Source organism: Flavobacterium piscis, from assembly GCF_001686925.1.
GTDB lineage: Bacteria > Bacteroidota > Bacteroidia > Flavobacteriales > Flavobacteriaceae > Flavobacterium > Flavobacterium piscis.
In genome coordinates this window covers 1-16,129 of the sequence record NZ_LVEN01000002.1, presented here as the reverse complement: position 1 = coordinate 16,129, position 16,129 = coordinate 1, and the positions used below count along the sequence as shown (strand labels likewise).

The 16,129-nt window shown below is 32.9% G+C and carries 11 protein-coding genes; 8 read left to right on the top strand and 3 right to left on the bottom strand.

The genetic code is table 11. From position 1 onward, the window contains the following. Positions 1-23: 23 nt before the first annotated feature. Both FLP_RS01300 and FLP_RS01295 read right to left on the bottom strand, forming a co-directional pair. Positions 24-2,255: a hypothetical protein gene (locus FLP_RS01300; protein ID WP_065447705.1), complete on the bottom strand. Its 2,232-nt coding sequence runs from the start codon at positions 2,253-2,255 to the stop codon at positions 24-26. 158 nt (positions 2,256-2,413) lie between these two features. Then, on the bottom strand, positions 2,414-5,854 hold the full coding sequence (locus FLP_RS01295; RefSeq protein WP_065447704.1) for a methylmalonyl-CoA mutase family protein: 3,441 nt from the start codon (positions 5,852-5,854) through the stop codon (positions 2,414-2,416). 319 nt (positions 5,855-6,173) lie between these two features. Here FLP_RS01295 and FLP_RS01290 point away from each other — a divergent pair, with 319 nt between their 5' ends. From FLP_RS01290 to purU, 8 genes are all read left to right on the top strand, one after another. Further along, on the top strand, positions 6,174-7,742 hold the full coding sequence (locus FLP_RS01290) for a L,D-transpeptidase family protein (protein ID WP_065447703.1): 1,569 nt from the start codon (positions 6,174-6,176) through the stop codon (positions 7,740-7,742). A gap of 206 nt (positions 7,743-7,948) precedes the next feature. Continuing rightward, the gene (locus FLP_RS01285; RefSeq protein ID WP_065447702.1) at positions 7,949-8,290 is read left to right on the top strand and encodes a hypothetical protein; all 342 of its coding nucleotides are present in this window, start codon (positions 7,949-7,951) and stop codon (positions 8,288-8,290) included. Between the two features lie 215 nt (positions 8,291-8,505). Further along, positions 8,506-8,925 carry a cytochrome c oxidase assembly factor Coa1 family protein gene (locus FLP_RS01280; RefSeq protein ID WP_065447701.1) on the top strand — a complete coding sequence of 140 codons (420 nt, stop codon included), beginning with the start codon at positions 8,506-8,508 and terminating at the stop codon, positions 8,923-8,925. A gap of 112 nt (positions 8,926-9,037) precedes the next feature. Beyond that, entirely contained in the window at positions 9,038-9,658 is a 621-nt protein-coding gene (locus FLP_RS01275; protein WP_065447700.1) for a hypothetical protein, read from the top strand. After that, positions 9,645-10,241, top strand: coding sequence for a hypothetical protein (locus FLP_RS01270; RefSeq protein ID WP_243397619.1), 597 nt, complete (start codon positions 9,645-9,647; stop codon positions 10,239-10,241). Before FLP_RS01275 ends, FLP_RS01270 begins: the two co-directional genes overlap by 14 nt. A 213-nt stretch (positions 10,242-10,454) precedes the next feature. Next, a complete protein-coding gene (locus FLP_RS01265; protein ID WP_065447699.1) occupies positions 10,455-11,714 on the top strand; it encodes a hypothetical protein in 1,260 nt (419 codons plus the stop codon). A 283-nt stretch (positions 11,715-11,997) separates the two neighbouring features. Then, positions 11,998-12,726, top strand: coding sequence for a DUF4197 domain-containing protein (locus tag FLP_RS01260; protein WP_065447698.1), 729 nt, complete (start codon positions 11,998-12,000; stop codon positions 12,724-12,726). Between the two features lie 130 nt (positions 12,727-12,856). Beyond that, positions 12,857-13,711: a formyltetrahydrofolate deformylase gene (gene purU / locus FLP_RS01255; RefSeq protein WP_065447697.1), complete on the top strand. Its 855-nt coding sequence runs from the start codon at positions 12,857-12,859 to the stop codon at positions 13,709-13,711. Positions 13,712-14,126: 415 nt separating this feature from the next. Here the strand turns inward: purU and FLP_RS01250 are convergent, their stop codons facing one another. Further along, positions 14,127-15,620, bottom strand: a complete 1,494-nt coding sequence (locus tag FLP_RS01250; protein ID WP_065447696.1) for a catalase — start codon at positions 15,618-15,620, stop codon at positions 14,127-14,129. Positions 15,621-16,129: the final 509 nt, after the last annotated feature.

Below are 16,129 nucleotides of genomic sequence, written 5' to 3'. Positions count from 1 at the left end.
ACTGCGAATTATAGTAATAGCATTTAGTCTATATGAAGTTTTATTTCTGAATAATACTGATTACCAACAAATATATAAACAACTAAGCAGCTAGTAATTGCATTAGCAACTTCCAATTCTGTCCAATCATTAGCTGAATGGACATCATTATTTCTATAAAAGTATGTTGTTTGTATCTGCTTTCCGAAGTTTATACTTCTAGCTAATCTACTATTTACTTTATTGCGCTCTTTTGTTGGATCAATTCTAGATAATTTATTAAAAATTTCACCCAAACCTTTTTTATTAGTTGTAATAAAGTTATATGAAGTGTTATCAATATAAAATAAAATTTTCTTACAAAAAGGATCCAAACAAGTTAGAAACTGCTTTAAAAAATTTAACTTATCTGTTCTATCTGAAGCTTCAAAATAGTATTTATTAAGATTACCTAAAATTCGATCATTTATTCCAGCAAATTCACTTACTGGGCATGGTTTATCAAGTATTGACTTAAATAAACTAATTCCTTCTTCAAGCGTAAATGAATATACTGGAGCTAATTCATCCGCAAAATATGAGTACAAATCACGATAAAGTTTTTCTTTTATACCTAACCAATTATATTTATCAATAGCCAAAGTAACATTTGATTCAATTTTTTTTAATGTTATAATGTTTTTATTTCCCGTAATACTTTTTTTAAAAAATTCTTCTTGGCCAAATATTTTATAAAATGAAACTTTAGTAAATCTTTTATCATAATCTTTAAGAGCTTTAATTATATCTGATGCCAGGGCTGAATGAGCATCTTTTTTTTGCAAATACTCAAAAATCTTACTTCTTTGTTCAATTTTATATTCTGGCTCACCATTTGATTCTCTACGTTTACGTGTTGTAAATGCTAATTCTGAATAGCGCTGTTTCCATTCTGGTAAAATCCACTTATCACTTTCAACCTTTAAACAATCCCTTCCAATTAAAGCACAAACTGACTTAAATTTTAGACCTTTTCTCTCTTTAGAAATTTCTTCAAAAATTTCATTATACGAACTAGGTCTATCTAAACTTAGCAATGCTTTTTTTATCAACATATCGATTTTTCCAGAATTTGAGTTCCATATTTTCAAACTCCAATTTCCTGTTTTTCCTAAAGAAATAAATCTCTGATCTGTAGCTAAAGCCAAACTGTAACGATCATATATTTTCTCAGTGCTAGAATGAAATAATCGTTTATTTATTTCTGATACAATATTATCGATATACATTGGCTCACCATTTTCTAACAAAACTCTAAAAGCTCTATCACTGGCTCGAGAAAGAAATTCAAATTTTGCCTGATAAAATATTGATTCATTTGACACTATAATTTCAACTTCTGGAAGAATTTCAGCAGCTTTGAGTACATCAATATTTATTAATTTTTTATTCTTTTTTTTGCAAAAGACAATAAGCTGCATCTCGTTCAATGGATAAATTTCTTTTCTTAGAACTTTAAGAAGTATTTCTGCGGATTTAATGAAATTTTCCCCTTCTTCTGAATTACAAATTATTATTTCTGCATTAGTAAATCTAGTTTTTACTTTACCACAAACGTGCAATGAAAATAGATCTATTAATAATTTTATAGTTTCTGGAAATCTTTTATCATAAGAGAAATCATCAATTAATAAATCTTCTAACAACTCTATAGTTAAAACTCTTTTATCAATAACAACTCTTCTTAAATATTCATATCTTTCTATTACAGAAGAGTTACAAAAGATTCGTTCCGTTTCAGATTCTTTACCTTGCAAAAACAATCGTAAATCATAAAGAATTTCTTCTTTACGTTGCCTAATTCTCTCTCTCGTTTTATTATAAATACTGCCTAAATCTTCTAAAGTAAATAAATCACTTTTATTCAACCCATAATAATGAGTAATAATACCTTTATCCATCTCTTTTCGAAAATTTAGATAATCAATTATGACTTCGTTTAACAATTCAATAAAAGAATTCGCTTGTAAAACACTAAAATCTACAGGAAGCTCATATATTTTAGTGTTTTTTTCATAAAGATTATAAATGTCTTCAGGATTTTCAATAATTATTTTTTGAAATTTAATTAATTCTTCTACTACTTTTTTTCCAATTTTATTTAATTTACCAAACTCATCGGGAACAATTTCTAGGACTTCTTCTAGATTTTGAATTTTGTATAAAAGAAATTTACTGATCAAGATAGGTGTAATAATTTGAGAAATATTTTCAATTTTAATTTTTGACAGATCCATTATTGTGTATTAATATTTAAAAAGAAAAAATTATTAAAGTTCAACTTTAATAAATATAAATATACATTAATTAATATAAATAATTAATAAAGGAAAACGCACTTAATTAACTTTAACAAGTAATTAAATGCGCTTTAAATTTTCTTAAATCAGATTCTTTACATATTCCTTCTATACTGCCCACCCACTTCAAACAAAGCCGAAGTAATCTGACCCAAAGAACAAACCTTTGTAGCTTCCATTAAATGATCGAATAAGTTTTCGTTTTTAATAGCTGCTTCCTGTAGTTTGTTTAAGTGCTCGTTTACTTTTGCTTCGTGGAATTGGTGTAAGTTATCCAGCATGGTAATTTGATATTGTTTTTCTTCTTCGGTGGCGCGAATTACTTCTGCCGGAATTACCGTTGGAGAACCTTTTGAACTTAGGAAAGTATTTACACCCACAATTGGGAAATCTCCATTGTGTTTTAAAGTTTCGTAATACAAACTTTCTTCCTGAATTTTAGAACGTTGGTACATGGTTTCCATGGCACCAAGAACTCCTCCTCTTTCTGTAATTCGGTCGAACTCTTGTAAAACAGCTGCTTCTACTAAATCCGTTAATTCTTCAATAATAAACGAACCCTGAATTGGGTTTTCGTTTTTCGCCAAACCTAACTCTTTATTGATAATCAACTGAATCGCCATGGCACGACGCACTGACTCTTCTGTTGGTGTTGTAATTGCTTCATCGTAAGCATTCGTATGTAGTGAATTACAGTTGTCATAAATCGCATATAAAGCCTGTAAAGTCGTTCTGATATCATTAAAATCAATTTCCTGCGCGTGTAAAGAACGACCAGATGTCTGAATATGGTATTTCAGCATTTGCGCTCTTTCGTTGGCCCCGTATTTGTTTTTCATGGCTTTCGCCCAAATTTTACGTGCCACACGACCAATAACTGAATATTCAGGATCTACTCCGTTGGAGAAGAAGAACGATAAATTCGGTCCAAAATCGTTGATACTCATGCCACGGCTTAAATAATATTCCACGTAAGTGAAACCATTGGAAAGCGTGAATGCCAACTGTGTAATTGGGTTCGCTCCTGCTTCTGCAATATGATATCCTGAAATAGAAACCGAGTAGAAATTACGAACGTTTTTGGTAATAAAATATTCCTGAACGTCACCCATTAATCTTAGTGCAAATTCAGTTGAGAAAATACAAGTGTTTTGCGCCTGATCTTCTTTTAAAATATCAGCCTGAACCGTACCACGAACTTGTGATAAGGTTTTAACCTTTATTTCATTGTAAACTTCCAAAGGTAAAACCTGATCTCCGGTAACACCCAAAAGCATTAATCCTAAACCATTGTTTCCTTCCGGTAAATCGCCTTGGTATTTTGGGCGTTCTAATCCGCTTTCTTTATATATTTTGTTGATTTTTGCTTCAACTTCTTTTTCTAAATCATTCTCCTTAATATAATACTCGCATTGTTGATCAATTGCGGCATTCATAAAAAAACCTAACAACATTGGCGCTGGCCCGTTGATGGTCATACTTACTGATGTTAAAGCATGCACCAAATCAAAACCGGAATACAGTTTTTTAGCATCATCCAAACAACAGATTGAAACTCCGGCATTTCCAATTTTTCCGTAAATGTCCGGACGAATATCAGGATCATTTCCGTATAAAGTCACACTATCAAAAGCAGTCGAAAGTCGTTTTGCCGGTAATCCTGCGCTCACATAGTGAAAACGTTTGTTGGTTCTTTCCGGTCCGCCCTCGCCTGCAAACATTCTTGACGGATCTTCGCCTTCACGTTTAAACGGATACAATCCTGAAGCAAAAGGAAATTCTCCCGGAACATTTTCCTGTAAATTCCAACGTAAAATATCGCCCCAGGCTTCGTATTTAGGTAAAGCAATTTTCGGAATCTGAATGTGTGATAAACTTTCGGTATGCGTCGCGATTTTGATTTCCTTATCACGCACCTTAAAGGTATAAACCGGATTTTTGTATTTGTTTACTTTCTCGTCCCAATTCAGGATAATTTCCCAATTGTACGGATCTAAATCCATTTTTACTTTATCAAACTGATTTAGTAAAAGGTTTAAGAAAATTCTGTTTTCATCATGTTCCTGAATACCGCTTGGTAAAACACTTGTATCATCAATTCCTGCTTTATTGATTCCTGGAATCTTTCCAGAAACCGATTCTATCGTTTTAAAGATTCCGTATAATTTCTGTGCTACTTTTTGCTGAGAAAGTGCGCTTTCATCATAGCTTCTGTTATTCTCTGCAATTTCAGATAAATAACGTGTTCTGTGTGGCGGAATCACGAAGATTTTCTCGCTCATTTCACGCGTAATCTCAAAAGTCGATTTTAAATCAGAACTGGTTTTTTCGACGATTTTATCCATGATCGCTTTGTAAAGTGTATTCATTCCAGGATCGTTAAACTGCGAAGCAATAGTTCCGAAAACCGGCATATCATCCGGATTCTTATCCCATAAATTATGATTGCGCTGGTATTGTTTTTTAACGTCGCGAATCGCGTCAAGAGCACCTCTTTTATCAAATTTATTCAAAGCTACCAAATCAGCAAAATCAAGCATGTCGATTTTTTCTAATTGTGTTGCCGCTCCAAACTCTGGTGTCATTACATATAAGGATACATCAGAATGGTCCATAATCTCTGTATCAGACTGCCCGATTCCTGAAGTTTCTAAAATAATCAAATCGTATTTTGCTGCTTTCAACACCTGAATCGCCTCAGCAACATATTTAGATAAAGCCAAATTCGATTGACGAGTTGCCAAGGAACGCATATAAACACGAGGATTATTAATCGCATTCATACGGATTCTGTCTCCTAATAAAGCGCCTCCTGTTTTTCTTTTGGATGGATCGACAGAAATTAATCCGATTGTTTTCTCTGGGAAATCAATCAGAAAACGACGAACTAATTCATCTACTAAAGATGATTTTCCTGCTCCACCTGTTCCTGTAATTCCCAAAACCGGAATTTTAGAATCGGTATTATTTTTATGAATCTGATCAAAAACCGGTTTTGCAATTTCAGGGAAATTTTCTGCAGCCGAAATCAAACGTGCAATTGCGGTTGGCGTTTTATTTTCTATATGATCGATTTCTCCGTTCAGTTGATCACCAATTGGATAATCAGAACGTTCAACCAAATCATTAATCATTCCTTGTAAACCCAAAGATCGGCCATCATCCGGAGAATAAATTCTGGTAATTCCATATTCATGCAATTCAGAAATTTCACTTGGCAGAATTACTCCTCCGCCTCCGCCAAAAATCTTGATATGTCCTGCGCCTTTTTCATGAAGCAAATCATACATATATTTAAAATATTCATTATGCCCACCCTGATAAGATGTCATCGCGATAGCATTTGCATCTTCCTGAATAGCAGTATTTACTACTTCTTCGACACTACGATCGTGACCTAAATGAATTACTTCTACACCAGTTGACTGGATAATACGACGCATAATATTGATCGCGGCATCGTGTCCGTCGAAAAGAGAAGCAGCGGTGACAATTCTTACTTTATTTTTAGGAATATATGGTATTTGTTGTTCCATTTTATGAATATGATAATTTTAAGGGAGCAATTTACAAAATATTATAATATTTGATTCTCCTTATATCTTTTTGTTAACAAAATAAATAATCTTTTTTTATCTCGAGGGGTAACAATCTACATCGTTATCGTATTTATTTTATATAAGTCTTATAGAAATGTTAACAACATGGTAATCTTGAAAAATTTAAATTAAATACAACAACTTGTTTTCCAGACACCTAAAGTAATTTAGCATGGTAGAAAAGCCCCAAATTTTTACCCAAAACTTTTACTCTTAAGTAATACACGTATTAGTAGTAAACGTAAAAATTTAAAAAATGAAAACATTATTTCCAATCACCGCAATTTTAAGTTTGAGTTTCTTTGTATCTTCTTTTAACAGAACAGAAAACGACATTCTATCCTATAAAAAAACTTCAACTGTTGCCGCTGTTTACAACTCAAATACTGATGATGTAGACGAGCTTTCAAATGATTTCTTTAAAAGATATTCTGATTTGAAAAAATATAAATCTGATGTGATGTCATTATACAAAAACAGAACTTTAGGAAGTATCTGGTTTGATGAAAATGATATTAATGAGTTTGGAACTGTACTGTACGAAAAAGCAAAAAAAACCAATGATTTAGTAATTCCTTACCAAAAAGAAATTGATGATCTTTTTTCTTCATCAGAATCAAAACTTTCTAAAACAGATGCTGACATGCTTATAAGCTCTTTATATATTGCTTATGCAAAAAGCATTTCGGATACTAAGAAAAAAGTATCTTATGATGCGATGCTGAAAGATTTTTTAAACTATAGTACTATCGAAGAGGCAAATGGTACAACAGCTACCGCAGATGTAAAAGTAGCATATGATCAATATTATAAACTACAAGATATTCTAAAAAAATATAAAAAATTAGACCGATCAAACAAATGGAAACCTATTGTTCCAGAAGAAACACCTTATAAAGAATTACGTCCGGATGCTGTTTCTAGCACTATTGAGCAAGTCAGAACCCGCTTGTATTTATTAGGAGATTTAAAAACCGACTCGAAAAGCAATTTTTACGATCGTGAATTGATGGATGCTGTAATGAAATACAAAGTTCGTAACGGTTTTAAACCCAACTACATTTTAGCAGAAGAACATATAAATGAAATGAATGTGCCACTTTCTGATAAAATGGAAACCTTACAACTTAATATGGAAAGATGTCGTGCGATTTCGGCCCAGATTGCCAGTAATGATGAGTATGTTTTGGTAAACGTTCCTTCGTATGAATTAATTTATGTTAAAAACGGAAAAATTCAATTGACTTCGAGTGTATTTGTTGGTGCTCCTTTGACTAAAACTACTATTTTTAACAGTGAAATTGAAAGAATCGTTTTTAGCCCTTACTGGACAGTGCCACAAAGTATTGTAAACAATGAATTAAAAGGTAAAATAGCAGCAAACAAAAATTATCTTGCCGAAAAAAACATGGAAATTGTAAATGGTCAGGTACGACAAAAACCAGGACCGGATAATTCTTTAGGATTGGTAAAATTTATGTTTCCAAACCCTGATGATATCTATATGCACGATACGCCATCTAAAACTTTATTCGATTTCGAAAAAAGAACTTTCAGCCATGGCTGTATCAATGTAAAAATGGCAAAAGAATTAGCTGCCGCAATGCTAAAAGATTATCCTGAATGGACTCCGGATAAAATCGATAAAGCTATGGCAGGTAAAACAGAAAACAGTTTCAAATTAGCTAAAAAAGTACCTATTTACATTACTTATTTTACTTCGTTGGTAAATGAAAATGGTGAAATTGGTTTTTATCAGGACGTTTACGAAAAAGATAGTGAACTAAATAATGTATTAGCTACACAGGCTCTTTCTTCAAATTAATATTTAAAATTAGGATATAGTATCAGCTTTTTATTCATTCAGATTATAATTTAATATCTGATGAATAAGAAGCTTTTTTTATGAATTAAAAAAAATCACAATCCAACACAAAAAACCTTAAACCGTTAATAATAAAACTTTTACAGTATAAAAAATAATAAAAACGGATCGATCTTTGTACTATTATTTTACAAAATCAATTTATCATGAAAACAGAGAATATTGACGGATTAACACTTTTTGAAATAAATTTACTGATTAAACAAGGAGGAAGATTTGTAATGTTTCCAAATTTAATGAGTCAGTTAAAAAGCTCAACTATTTATTTTGTTCGCCCTGAAGAAAAAATATTCAAATATGCCATCAAACATTTTTTTAAGAACATCTTAAATAGTTGGCGCAACTTTCCTTTAAGACCATTTTATGTCTCAAAATCTTTATTTTATTTGGCGATTGGCGGTAAAGATTATACTCAAACTATGTTGGCAGACTTAAAAACGATTAATCCTATATATAATCCTAATTTATACTGCTTGCAATATGTGTAACTTTAGCAGCAGCTACAAATCAAACTATTAAATTTAATGTGTTAATTTTCAGGTTATTAAATTAGAGAAATCCTAAAAACAACTCAATTTCAATAGAAAAGTTGTCTAGTGGAGAATAATTATGCCAGCAAAAAATAATTAAAGTTATTCGGAATATCATTTTTTTAATTTCAAAAAGAATAATAGTATCTTTCAACATCAAAATAAAAGCTATTATGGAAGACGATTACGTTGAAGTTAGAAAAAGCTGGTGGGAAAGAAACTGGAAATGGTTTGTACCAACAGGATGTGTGAGTATTTTACTGATTTTTGTGGTGTTTATAGCCAGTATATTTTTTGGAGTTACATCTATGATGACAAATTCTGATGCTTATAAAGGCGCTATGATCCAGGTACAGCAAAACAAACTGGTTATTGAAAAACTGGGAACACCAATAGAAGATGACGGCATGACTTCCGGCAGTATCAGTACGAACAATGACAGCGGAAATTGTAATCTACAAATTCCCATAAAAGGTCCTAAAGGAAAAGCAACTGTATTTGTGGTTGCCGAAAAAAGAGGCACCTGGAAATACAGCGAAATGACTGTTTTTATAAAAGCAACAAAAGAAGAGATCGATTTACTAAAAAAGTAATGGTTTATAAACAGAGGCAGATTTCTTTAATTAGATTTCTGCCTTTTTTTATTGAAAAAACAATGTTAGATACAGTATCTTTATCAGGAACAATTTTTCTCATTTTTCGATTATGACTATTCGCCTATTTACGCTATTATTCCTTTTCAGTTTTTCTACTTCAGTATTTTCTCAAACCAATACAACAGCCTCAACAACAATAAATAAATCCTCTGCAGAAAATGCAAGTCAGGATATTTATATCAAAATATTGTGGCTGGATACCAATGGTTCTCTACAACTCAATACAAGCTATATTAAAACATTAACAGACCAGCAACGCGCCGCATTAGGTTATATCGCAACTGATGTGAGTAATGAATGTCATTGGGATGGTGCAAAAAAAGCAGATGAAGGCAATTTAAAATGTAAATTTCTTTCGGCACTAAATCTGGGATATCAATGTTCTGAAACCCATTTATCTTTTTTGAAAAAGTGGTTCAAAGAAGACACAAAGGTTTTAGAAAGATTGCAATATTGTAATAAAACAGAATCTTCGGCAAGAATTCAGGATCATTTTGTTGAAGTAAAAATGATTACTACAAAAGACAGCATCAAAATTCTTTACAGTGCAGTTGGCGAAGATCTTGACAAACAAAAATCATGGAGCTGGCAGGAAGAATCAACTTATTCTTTTACCAAAACCGGAATAAAACAAACCAACCGAAAAAATATCAACGGTGAATACAATTAGAATTATCAGCACAAAAAGAAAACGAATCCCATTATTCTTTTTATTTTTTTGTTTTCTGCAATGCATTACTGTAACAGCGCAATCTGACAGCAATTACCAGACTATTATCGATAAGGTAAAACAGTTTTCGAAACCTGCCAAAATTTTAAACAAACACATTGATGCAACCGGAAATGGTTCGGTTGAATTTACAAATGCAAAAAAGCAAGTGCTGCGTTTTCGTTTACAACATCAACAACTTCAGGTACAGCATGGCGGGATTGGGTATCAGCTTTTCTATTACAGAAATAATTATTTAGAAAAAATTCAAACCTTTGATGTTAATGGCAAGCTAGCCGGAGAAGCAGCATCTAAAAATGAATCAGGCGTGGTGTTTATTATCGAAAAACCAAACTTATATCTGAAGAAAAAGAAACTCATTGACGCCGCCGAAGGAAACATTGACTTAAAAGATGACAGCAACGAAAAAATTATCAGAGTCCAGTTATACGACGAAAATAATATGCTAATACCGGAATTTCAACCTACTTATATCTCAAGTAAAACCTATTGGAATTATAACATAAGAATGTATTGGCCATAGAGGAGGATGTTACGTTACTGAGATACTAAGTTACTGAGATACTAAGATGCTAAGTAATATTAAAGAATTCTAATTTGCACTTAATCTAAACCAAGCACAGGTATATACGGAATTCAGCAACAGACATTAAGCAAATGTTTTTTTTCAATTAAAAGATTTGCCTTACTAGTCGTTTTGATCGTTATATTGCTATATTTGGCAAAAATTTACCCCATGAAAAAAACTACATTATTCTTATTGCTAACTTTAATTGGCAGTACTTCTTATGCTCAAAAAGCAGATACAAACAAGAAAAAAGTTAAGATTACAATACCAAAATCAGAACTTTTTAAAGATATTAAAACCTACAGCATTATCGTGCAGGGAGATGATACATGGAATGCTGATTATGCAGACAAAACTTCTAAAACTTATGAGCATAATGTGCCTAAAAACACGATTGAGGACTACACTAAAAAAGACGTAGCCAATCCTGATGTTCGTGTTTTAATGGGATATAAAGGTGCTACCTATAAAAAAGCAGATAATGGTACTTATGTTTTAGATGGTGATTTTAAATATTTGGTTTTAGGAAAAAACAACGAAATATTATATGAAAAAGGTTCAAATGCTAAAATGTATTCTGCAACTTATGTAAACGGCAAACCCAACCAGAGTTTGGCCAGTGATTTGAACAATTTAGGTTATAAGTATCTTACAGACAATAACATTCTTGCAACTGAAAAAGAATTCTCATTGAATTACGGCTTATTCGAAAAAGTTGAGGAATTTCCTGAACTTGCTGAATTTAACACTAAAACGGATGAGTTCCTGAACAAAATTGCCACCAATTCTTTAGATCAATCTTACCTTGCAGATCTTGAAAAATTCTATTTGGGTTATGTGGGTAAAGAATACAAAAAACTAAAACCAAAAGATTACAACAAAGTGATTTATCTGAATTTATCATTGACTCAGGTATTTCTTTTAAATTTTGACAAGGCTCTTGAATATCTTGAAACTGCAAAGCAAGGTGCAGGAATGATGAGTATGTGGCCTGATGAAGCTACAGCAAACATTAAAAGTTTGATGGCCGTAAACCAAAAGAATATTGGTACTAAGGTTGCAAACCCAACTTTTGACTCTGTTTATTATATCTATCTTAACGGAACTGTATCTCAAGACGGAAAAACACTTACAGGAAAACTAAAAACTGATCGATTTGCAAATCGTGCAGAAGGAAGTATTTTACAAGCAAATGATCCTACTCAGACAAAAGTTTGGGCATATAAAGATAATGGTGATGTTGATTTTGTTGTTGTAAATGATAAAACCACAATTACAACTGATAAAGGACAGGAATTGAAATTTATTAAATACGATAACGGTTTTATTCTGGTTGAAAAAACAGCTGATTCATGCTATAAAAAATACGAATCTGGTTCGAATGACATTTACTGCGAGAAAGATGGTAAATTTGGATTGAAAAAATAAATTCTTATTAAAAGACTGTAAAAAGAGATTTAGCTTAGGCTGAATCTCTTTTTTTTTTGCTCAATACCGTCATTTCATAAAAGAAACAAAATGCTCTATTATAGCCCCGATGGAAGTGGAAATCCTTTTGTGTTCGTCCCGATAACTATCGGGAGGCACAAAAGATTGCAACGGACAGCGGGACGAATGTTAATTATGAAACAAATTGTTGCTGCTCCTAAAAGAAAATTGTGGCTTTGTTTTTGAATAAGTAGTATTTTTGAACCTTATATAAAAACTAATAATGAAAAAGATTTTAATTTTATCGCTTGTATTTTCTCTAAGTTCTTGTGCTCAGGTACAACAAACTTTAAATCAATTACCTCAAATTTCGTCACAAATTCCCGGAGTTGGCGGCGTTGGCGGCGTTGATATTGCATCTGGACTAAAAGAGGCTCTAAACAAAGGAATTACACAGCAAGTGAGTAAATTGACTGCTGTTGATGGTTTTTATAAAAATGAGGCCGTAAAAATTTTAATGCCGGCAGAATTGCAAAAAGTGGATGCTACTTTACGCAAAATAGGACTATCGTCTCTTGCAGATGAAGGGATTAAAGTATTAAATCGTGCTGCCGAAGATGCAGTGAAAGAGGCTACTCCGATATTTGTTTCGGCGGTAAAAAACATGTCTTTTACAGATGCTAAAAATATTTTACTGGGAAATGACAGTGCTGCGACCAGCTATTTGCAAGGAACAACAACAACGGCTTTGTACGGAAAATTTAATCCCGTTATTAAAAATTCTTTCGCAAAAGTGGGTGCCGATGTGATCTGGAAAAATATCATCAATAAGTACAACACCATCCCATTAGTAAAAAAAGTAAATCCGGATTTGACTGATTATACAACGAATCAGGCTTTGGCTGGTGTTTTTAAAATGATTGCTGTTGAAGAAAAAGACATCCGCAACAATATTAGTGCAAGAACAACACCTTTACTACAAAAAGTGTTTGCTATGCAGGACGGAAAATAAAAATGTTTAACCGCAAAGAATGAGACATTTTTTCTTTGCGAACTTGCGTATCCCGATAGTTATCGGGATTGTAAACTTTGCGGTTAAGCTTTAAACCAAACTATAAAACCAAACTGTAAATCACCTTGAAATGCAAAAAATTACCATTCTGATTCATTGTAAAGATCAAAAAGGAATTATCGCCGCCGTGACTACTTTTATTGCTAAAGTAGAAGGAAACATTACTTACATTGACCAGCATGTTGATGTGGAACAAAATGTGTTTTTTATGCGATTAGAATGTGAACTGACCAATTCTACTATTACTATAGAAAGCCTGAAAGCTGATTTTGACAAAACAATCGCAACTGATTTTAATATGTCGTGGGATTTGTACAATCAGGAACAAAAGCCAAAAATGGCATTATTTGTCTCTAAATACGATCATTGCCTTTTCGATATTTTAGGCCGTTACAGCGCCGGGGAACTCAATGTTGAGATTCCTGTAATTATAAGTAATCACAATGATTTAAGATCTATTGCGGAACGATTTGATATTCCGTTTCATTGTGTGCCTTTTACAAAAGACAATAAGGAAGAAGGCGAAGCGAAACAAATTGAATTATTACAGCGATACCAGATTAATTTTATTGTTTTGGCGCGCTACATGCAAATCATCACGCCCAATTTGATTGCGCTTTACGAGAACAAAATCATTAACATTCACCATTCGTTTTTACCAGCTTTTCCGGGAGCAAAGCCTTACCATTCGGCTTTTAAACGCGGTGTGAAAATTATTGGGGCAACAAGTCATTATGTTACAGCTGAGTTGGATGAAGGGCCAATTATCGAACAGGATATTGCGAGGGTTTCTCACATACATTCGGTTGATGATTTTATTATGAAAGGACGAGATTTAGAACGTATTGTTTTGGCTCGTGCTATAAAGCTGCATGCAGAACGTAAGACTATGGTTTATAGTAATAAGACAGTTGTTTTCTCTTAGTGACTAAGATTCTAAGGTGCTAATTTTTTTTTACCGCAAAGTGTACAAAGGGTTACTCAAAGGTTGCTGAGTTTTATTCTTGCAATGTAAAAGGATACGAAGATCCCAAAGCTTTGTGTTATAATTGGCCCACGGATTATACGATTGAAACAGGTTTTCACTGTTTTTTTCTTAAACCAGACTAAAGTCCGGCCCTACAATATCCATCAAGCCAAAGGCTTTTTTATAGTTCCGAAGGAACGAATTATATTGTAGAGCTGGACTTCAGTCCAGTTTACATAAAGAAATTATAATTTAAAGATTTGTATTGATATCAAATAAGAAAACCCGACAGCTTTTTTAAAAACTTGTCGGGTTTGCTATTTAAATTCGAAAGATTAACCTTAGAACCTTAGAATCTCAGTACCTTAAAAACCTATCTCACTTCGATTAACAATCTTGGATCAGAAAAATTATTTACTTCGTCCATTGTTAAACCTAGAGCATTTGCAACACCTTCTCCGTATGCAGGATCTGCTTTGTAACAATTTCTAATGTGGCGAACCTGAATAAATCTTTGTGCTCCTCCTACCTGTCCAGCAGTATTTTTGAATAATAATTGTTTTTTCTCATCGGTTAATAAACGGAATAATAAACCTGGCTGGGTAAAGTAATCGTTATCATCGTCTCTAAAATTATGCGCATACGCATCACCATGAAGTTTTAATGGCGGCTCTTTGAATTCTGGTTGTTCCTGCCATTCTCCAAAGCTGTTTGGTTCGTAATGTTTACGTCCTCCGTTATTTCCATCAACACGCATTGCTCCGTCTCTGTGGAAAGTATTATAAGGACATCTTGAAGAGTTTACCGGAATTTGATAGTTGTTTACTCCTAAACGGTAACGGTGTGCATCTCCATAAGAGAATAAACGGGCTTGTAACATTTTGTCTGGTGAAAAACTAATTCCGGGTGGTACGTGCGCCGGATTAAAAGCAGCTTGTTCTACTTCCGCAAAATAGTTTTCCGGGTTTTTATTCAATTCGAATTCTCCAACCGGGATTAGAGGAAAATCTCCTTTTAACCAAACTTTAGTCAAATCGAAAGGATGAAAACGATAATTAGCCGCCTGATCTTCGGTCATAATCTGAACGAACATTTTCCATTTTGGGAAGTTCCCTTCTTCAATAGCATCAAATAAATCTCTTTGATGGCTTTCTCTGTCGTTACCCACTAATAGTGCTGCTTCTTCATCAGATAAATTTTCAATTCCTTGTTGTGATACAAAGTGAAACTTCACATAATGTCTTTCGTTTTGCGCATTTAAGAAGCTAAAAGTATGACTTCCAAATCCGTGCATTTGTCTGTATGATCTCGGAATTCCGCGATCACTCATTACTATGGTAACCTGATGTAAAGCTTCCGGTAATAAAGTCCAAAAATCCCAATTGTTATCAGCACTTCTTAAATTGGTTTTTGGATCACGTTTTACAGCGTGATTTAAATCCGGAAATTTCATTGGGTCACGGAAAAAGAAAACCGGTGTATTATTTCCTACCAAATCCCAATTTCCTTCATTGGTATAAAATTTCATGGCAAAACCACGAATGTCTCTTTCGGCATCAGCAGCACCTCTTTCACCTGCAACGGTTGAAAAACGTACAAACATTTCTGTTTTTTTACCAATTTCCGAAAACAAATCTGCTCTTGTATATTTTGAAATATCATGAGTAACAGTAAAAGTCCCATAAGCTCCAGAACCTTTGGCGTGCATTCTTCTTTCCGGAATTACCTCACGGTCAAAATGCGCCATTTTTTCTAAAAACCAAAAATCTTGTAATAAAACGGGTCCACGAGGGCCTGCAGTTTGTATGTTTTGATTATCCGGAACGGGAGTTCCTGTTGCAGTTGTTAATTTTTTGTTCGAATCCATAATGCTGATATTTAATGTTTTATCAAATATACGAAGATATCTTTAGGATATTGATAAACAAAATTGATTGTTATTATATTTTAATAACCAAAAGTTATTTAACGCTACAGAAAGCTCAGAAACCAGTATTAAAAAATCTTAACTTATGTCCAACAAAGTAATAACAAAACCTTAACAGCAAAACATTCATATATGTTAGATCTTTGTAGTGTAATAAACTGGTTATTTATTATTTTGGTTTTGGTTAGTTAAATGATGCCGGCGTCTTCGAGATGCCGGCATTCTTTTTTTTATATCAATTTTAGTTTCAGGTTTTCTTTGTTTCAGGTTTTAAGTTGCCATGCTTTGAACATAAATTTTACCACAGAGATCCCCACAAAGTTTTTTCACAGAGTTTCACAAAGTTTTTTTTAACCACGAAATTATATTGTAAATTGTTCAATACTTTGAACGTAATTTTTACCGCAAAGATTCTGTGTTGATTTCCAATTTTAAATCTTAATTTTTAT

What these genes read in the sequence shown, in the direction of transcription:
- FLP_RS01300 (WP_065447705.1), bottom strand. Translation starts at nt 2,255, where the DNA reads ATGGATCTGTCAAAAATTAAAATTGAAAATATTTCTCAAATTATTACA.
- FLP_RS01295 (WP_065447704.1), bottom strand. Translation starts at nt 5,854, where the DNA reads ATGGAACAACAAATACCATATATTCCTAAAAATAAAGTAAGAATTGTC.
- FLP_RS01290 (WP_065447703.1), top strand. Translation starts at nt 6,174, where the DNA reads ATGAAAACATTATTTCCAATCACCGCAATTTTAAGTTTGAGTTTCTTT.
- FLP_RS01285 (WP_065447702.1), top strand. Translation starts at nt 7,949, where the DNA reads ATGAAAACAGAGAATATTGACGGATTAACACTTTTTGAAATAAATTTA.
- FLP_RS01280 (WP_065447701.1), top strand. Translation starts at nt 8,506, where the DNA reads ATGGAAGACGATTACGTTGAAGTTAGAAAAAGCTGGTGGGAAAGAAAC.
- FLP_RS01275 (WP_065447700.1), top strand. Translation starts at nt 9,038, where the DNA reads ATGACTATTCGCCTATTTACGCTATTATTCCTTTTCAGTTTTTCTACT.
- FLP_RS01265 (WP_065447699.1), top strand. Translation starts at nt 10,455, where the DNA reads ATGAAAAAAACTACATTATTCTTATTGCTAACTTTAATTGGCAGTACT.
- FLP_RS01260 (WP_065447698.1), top strand. Translation starts at nt 11,998, where the DNA reads ATGAAAAAGATTTTAATTTTATCGCTTGTATTTTCTCTAAGTTCTTGT.
- purU (WP_065447697.1), top strand. Translation starts at nt 12,857, where the DNA reads ATGCAAAAAATTACCATTCTGATTCATTGTAAAGATCAAAAAGGAATT.
- FLP_RS01250 (WP_065447696.1), bottom strand. Translation starts at nt 15,620, where the DNA reads ATGGATTCGAACAAAAAATTAACAACTGCAACAGGAACTCCCGTTCCG.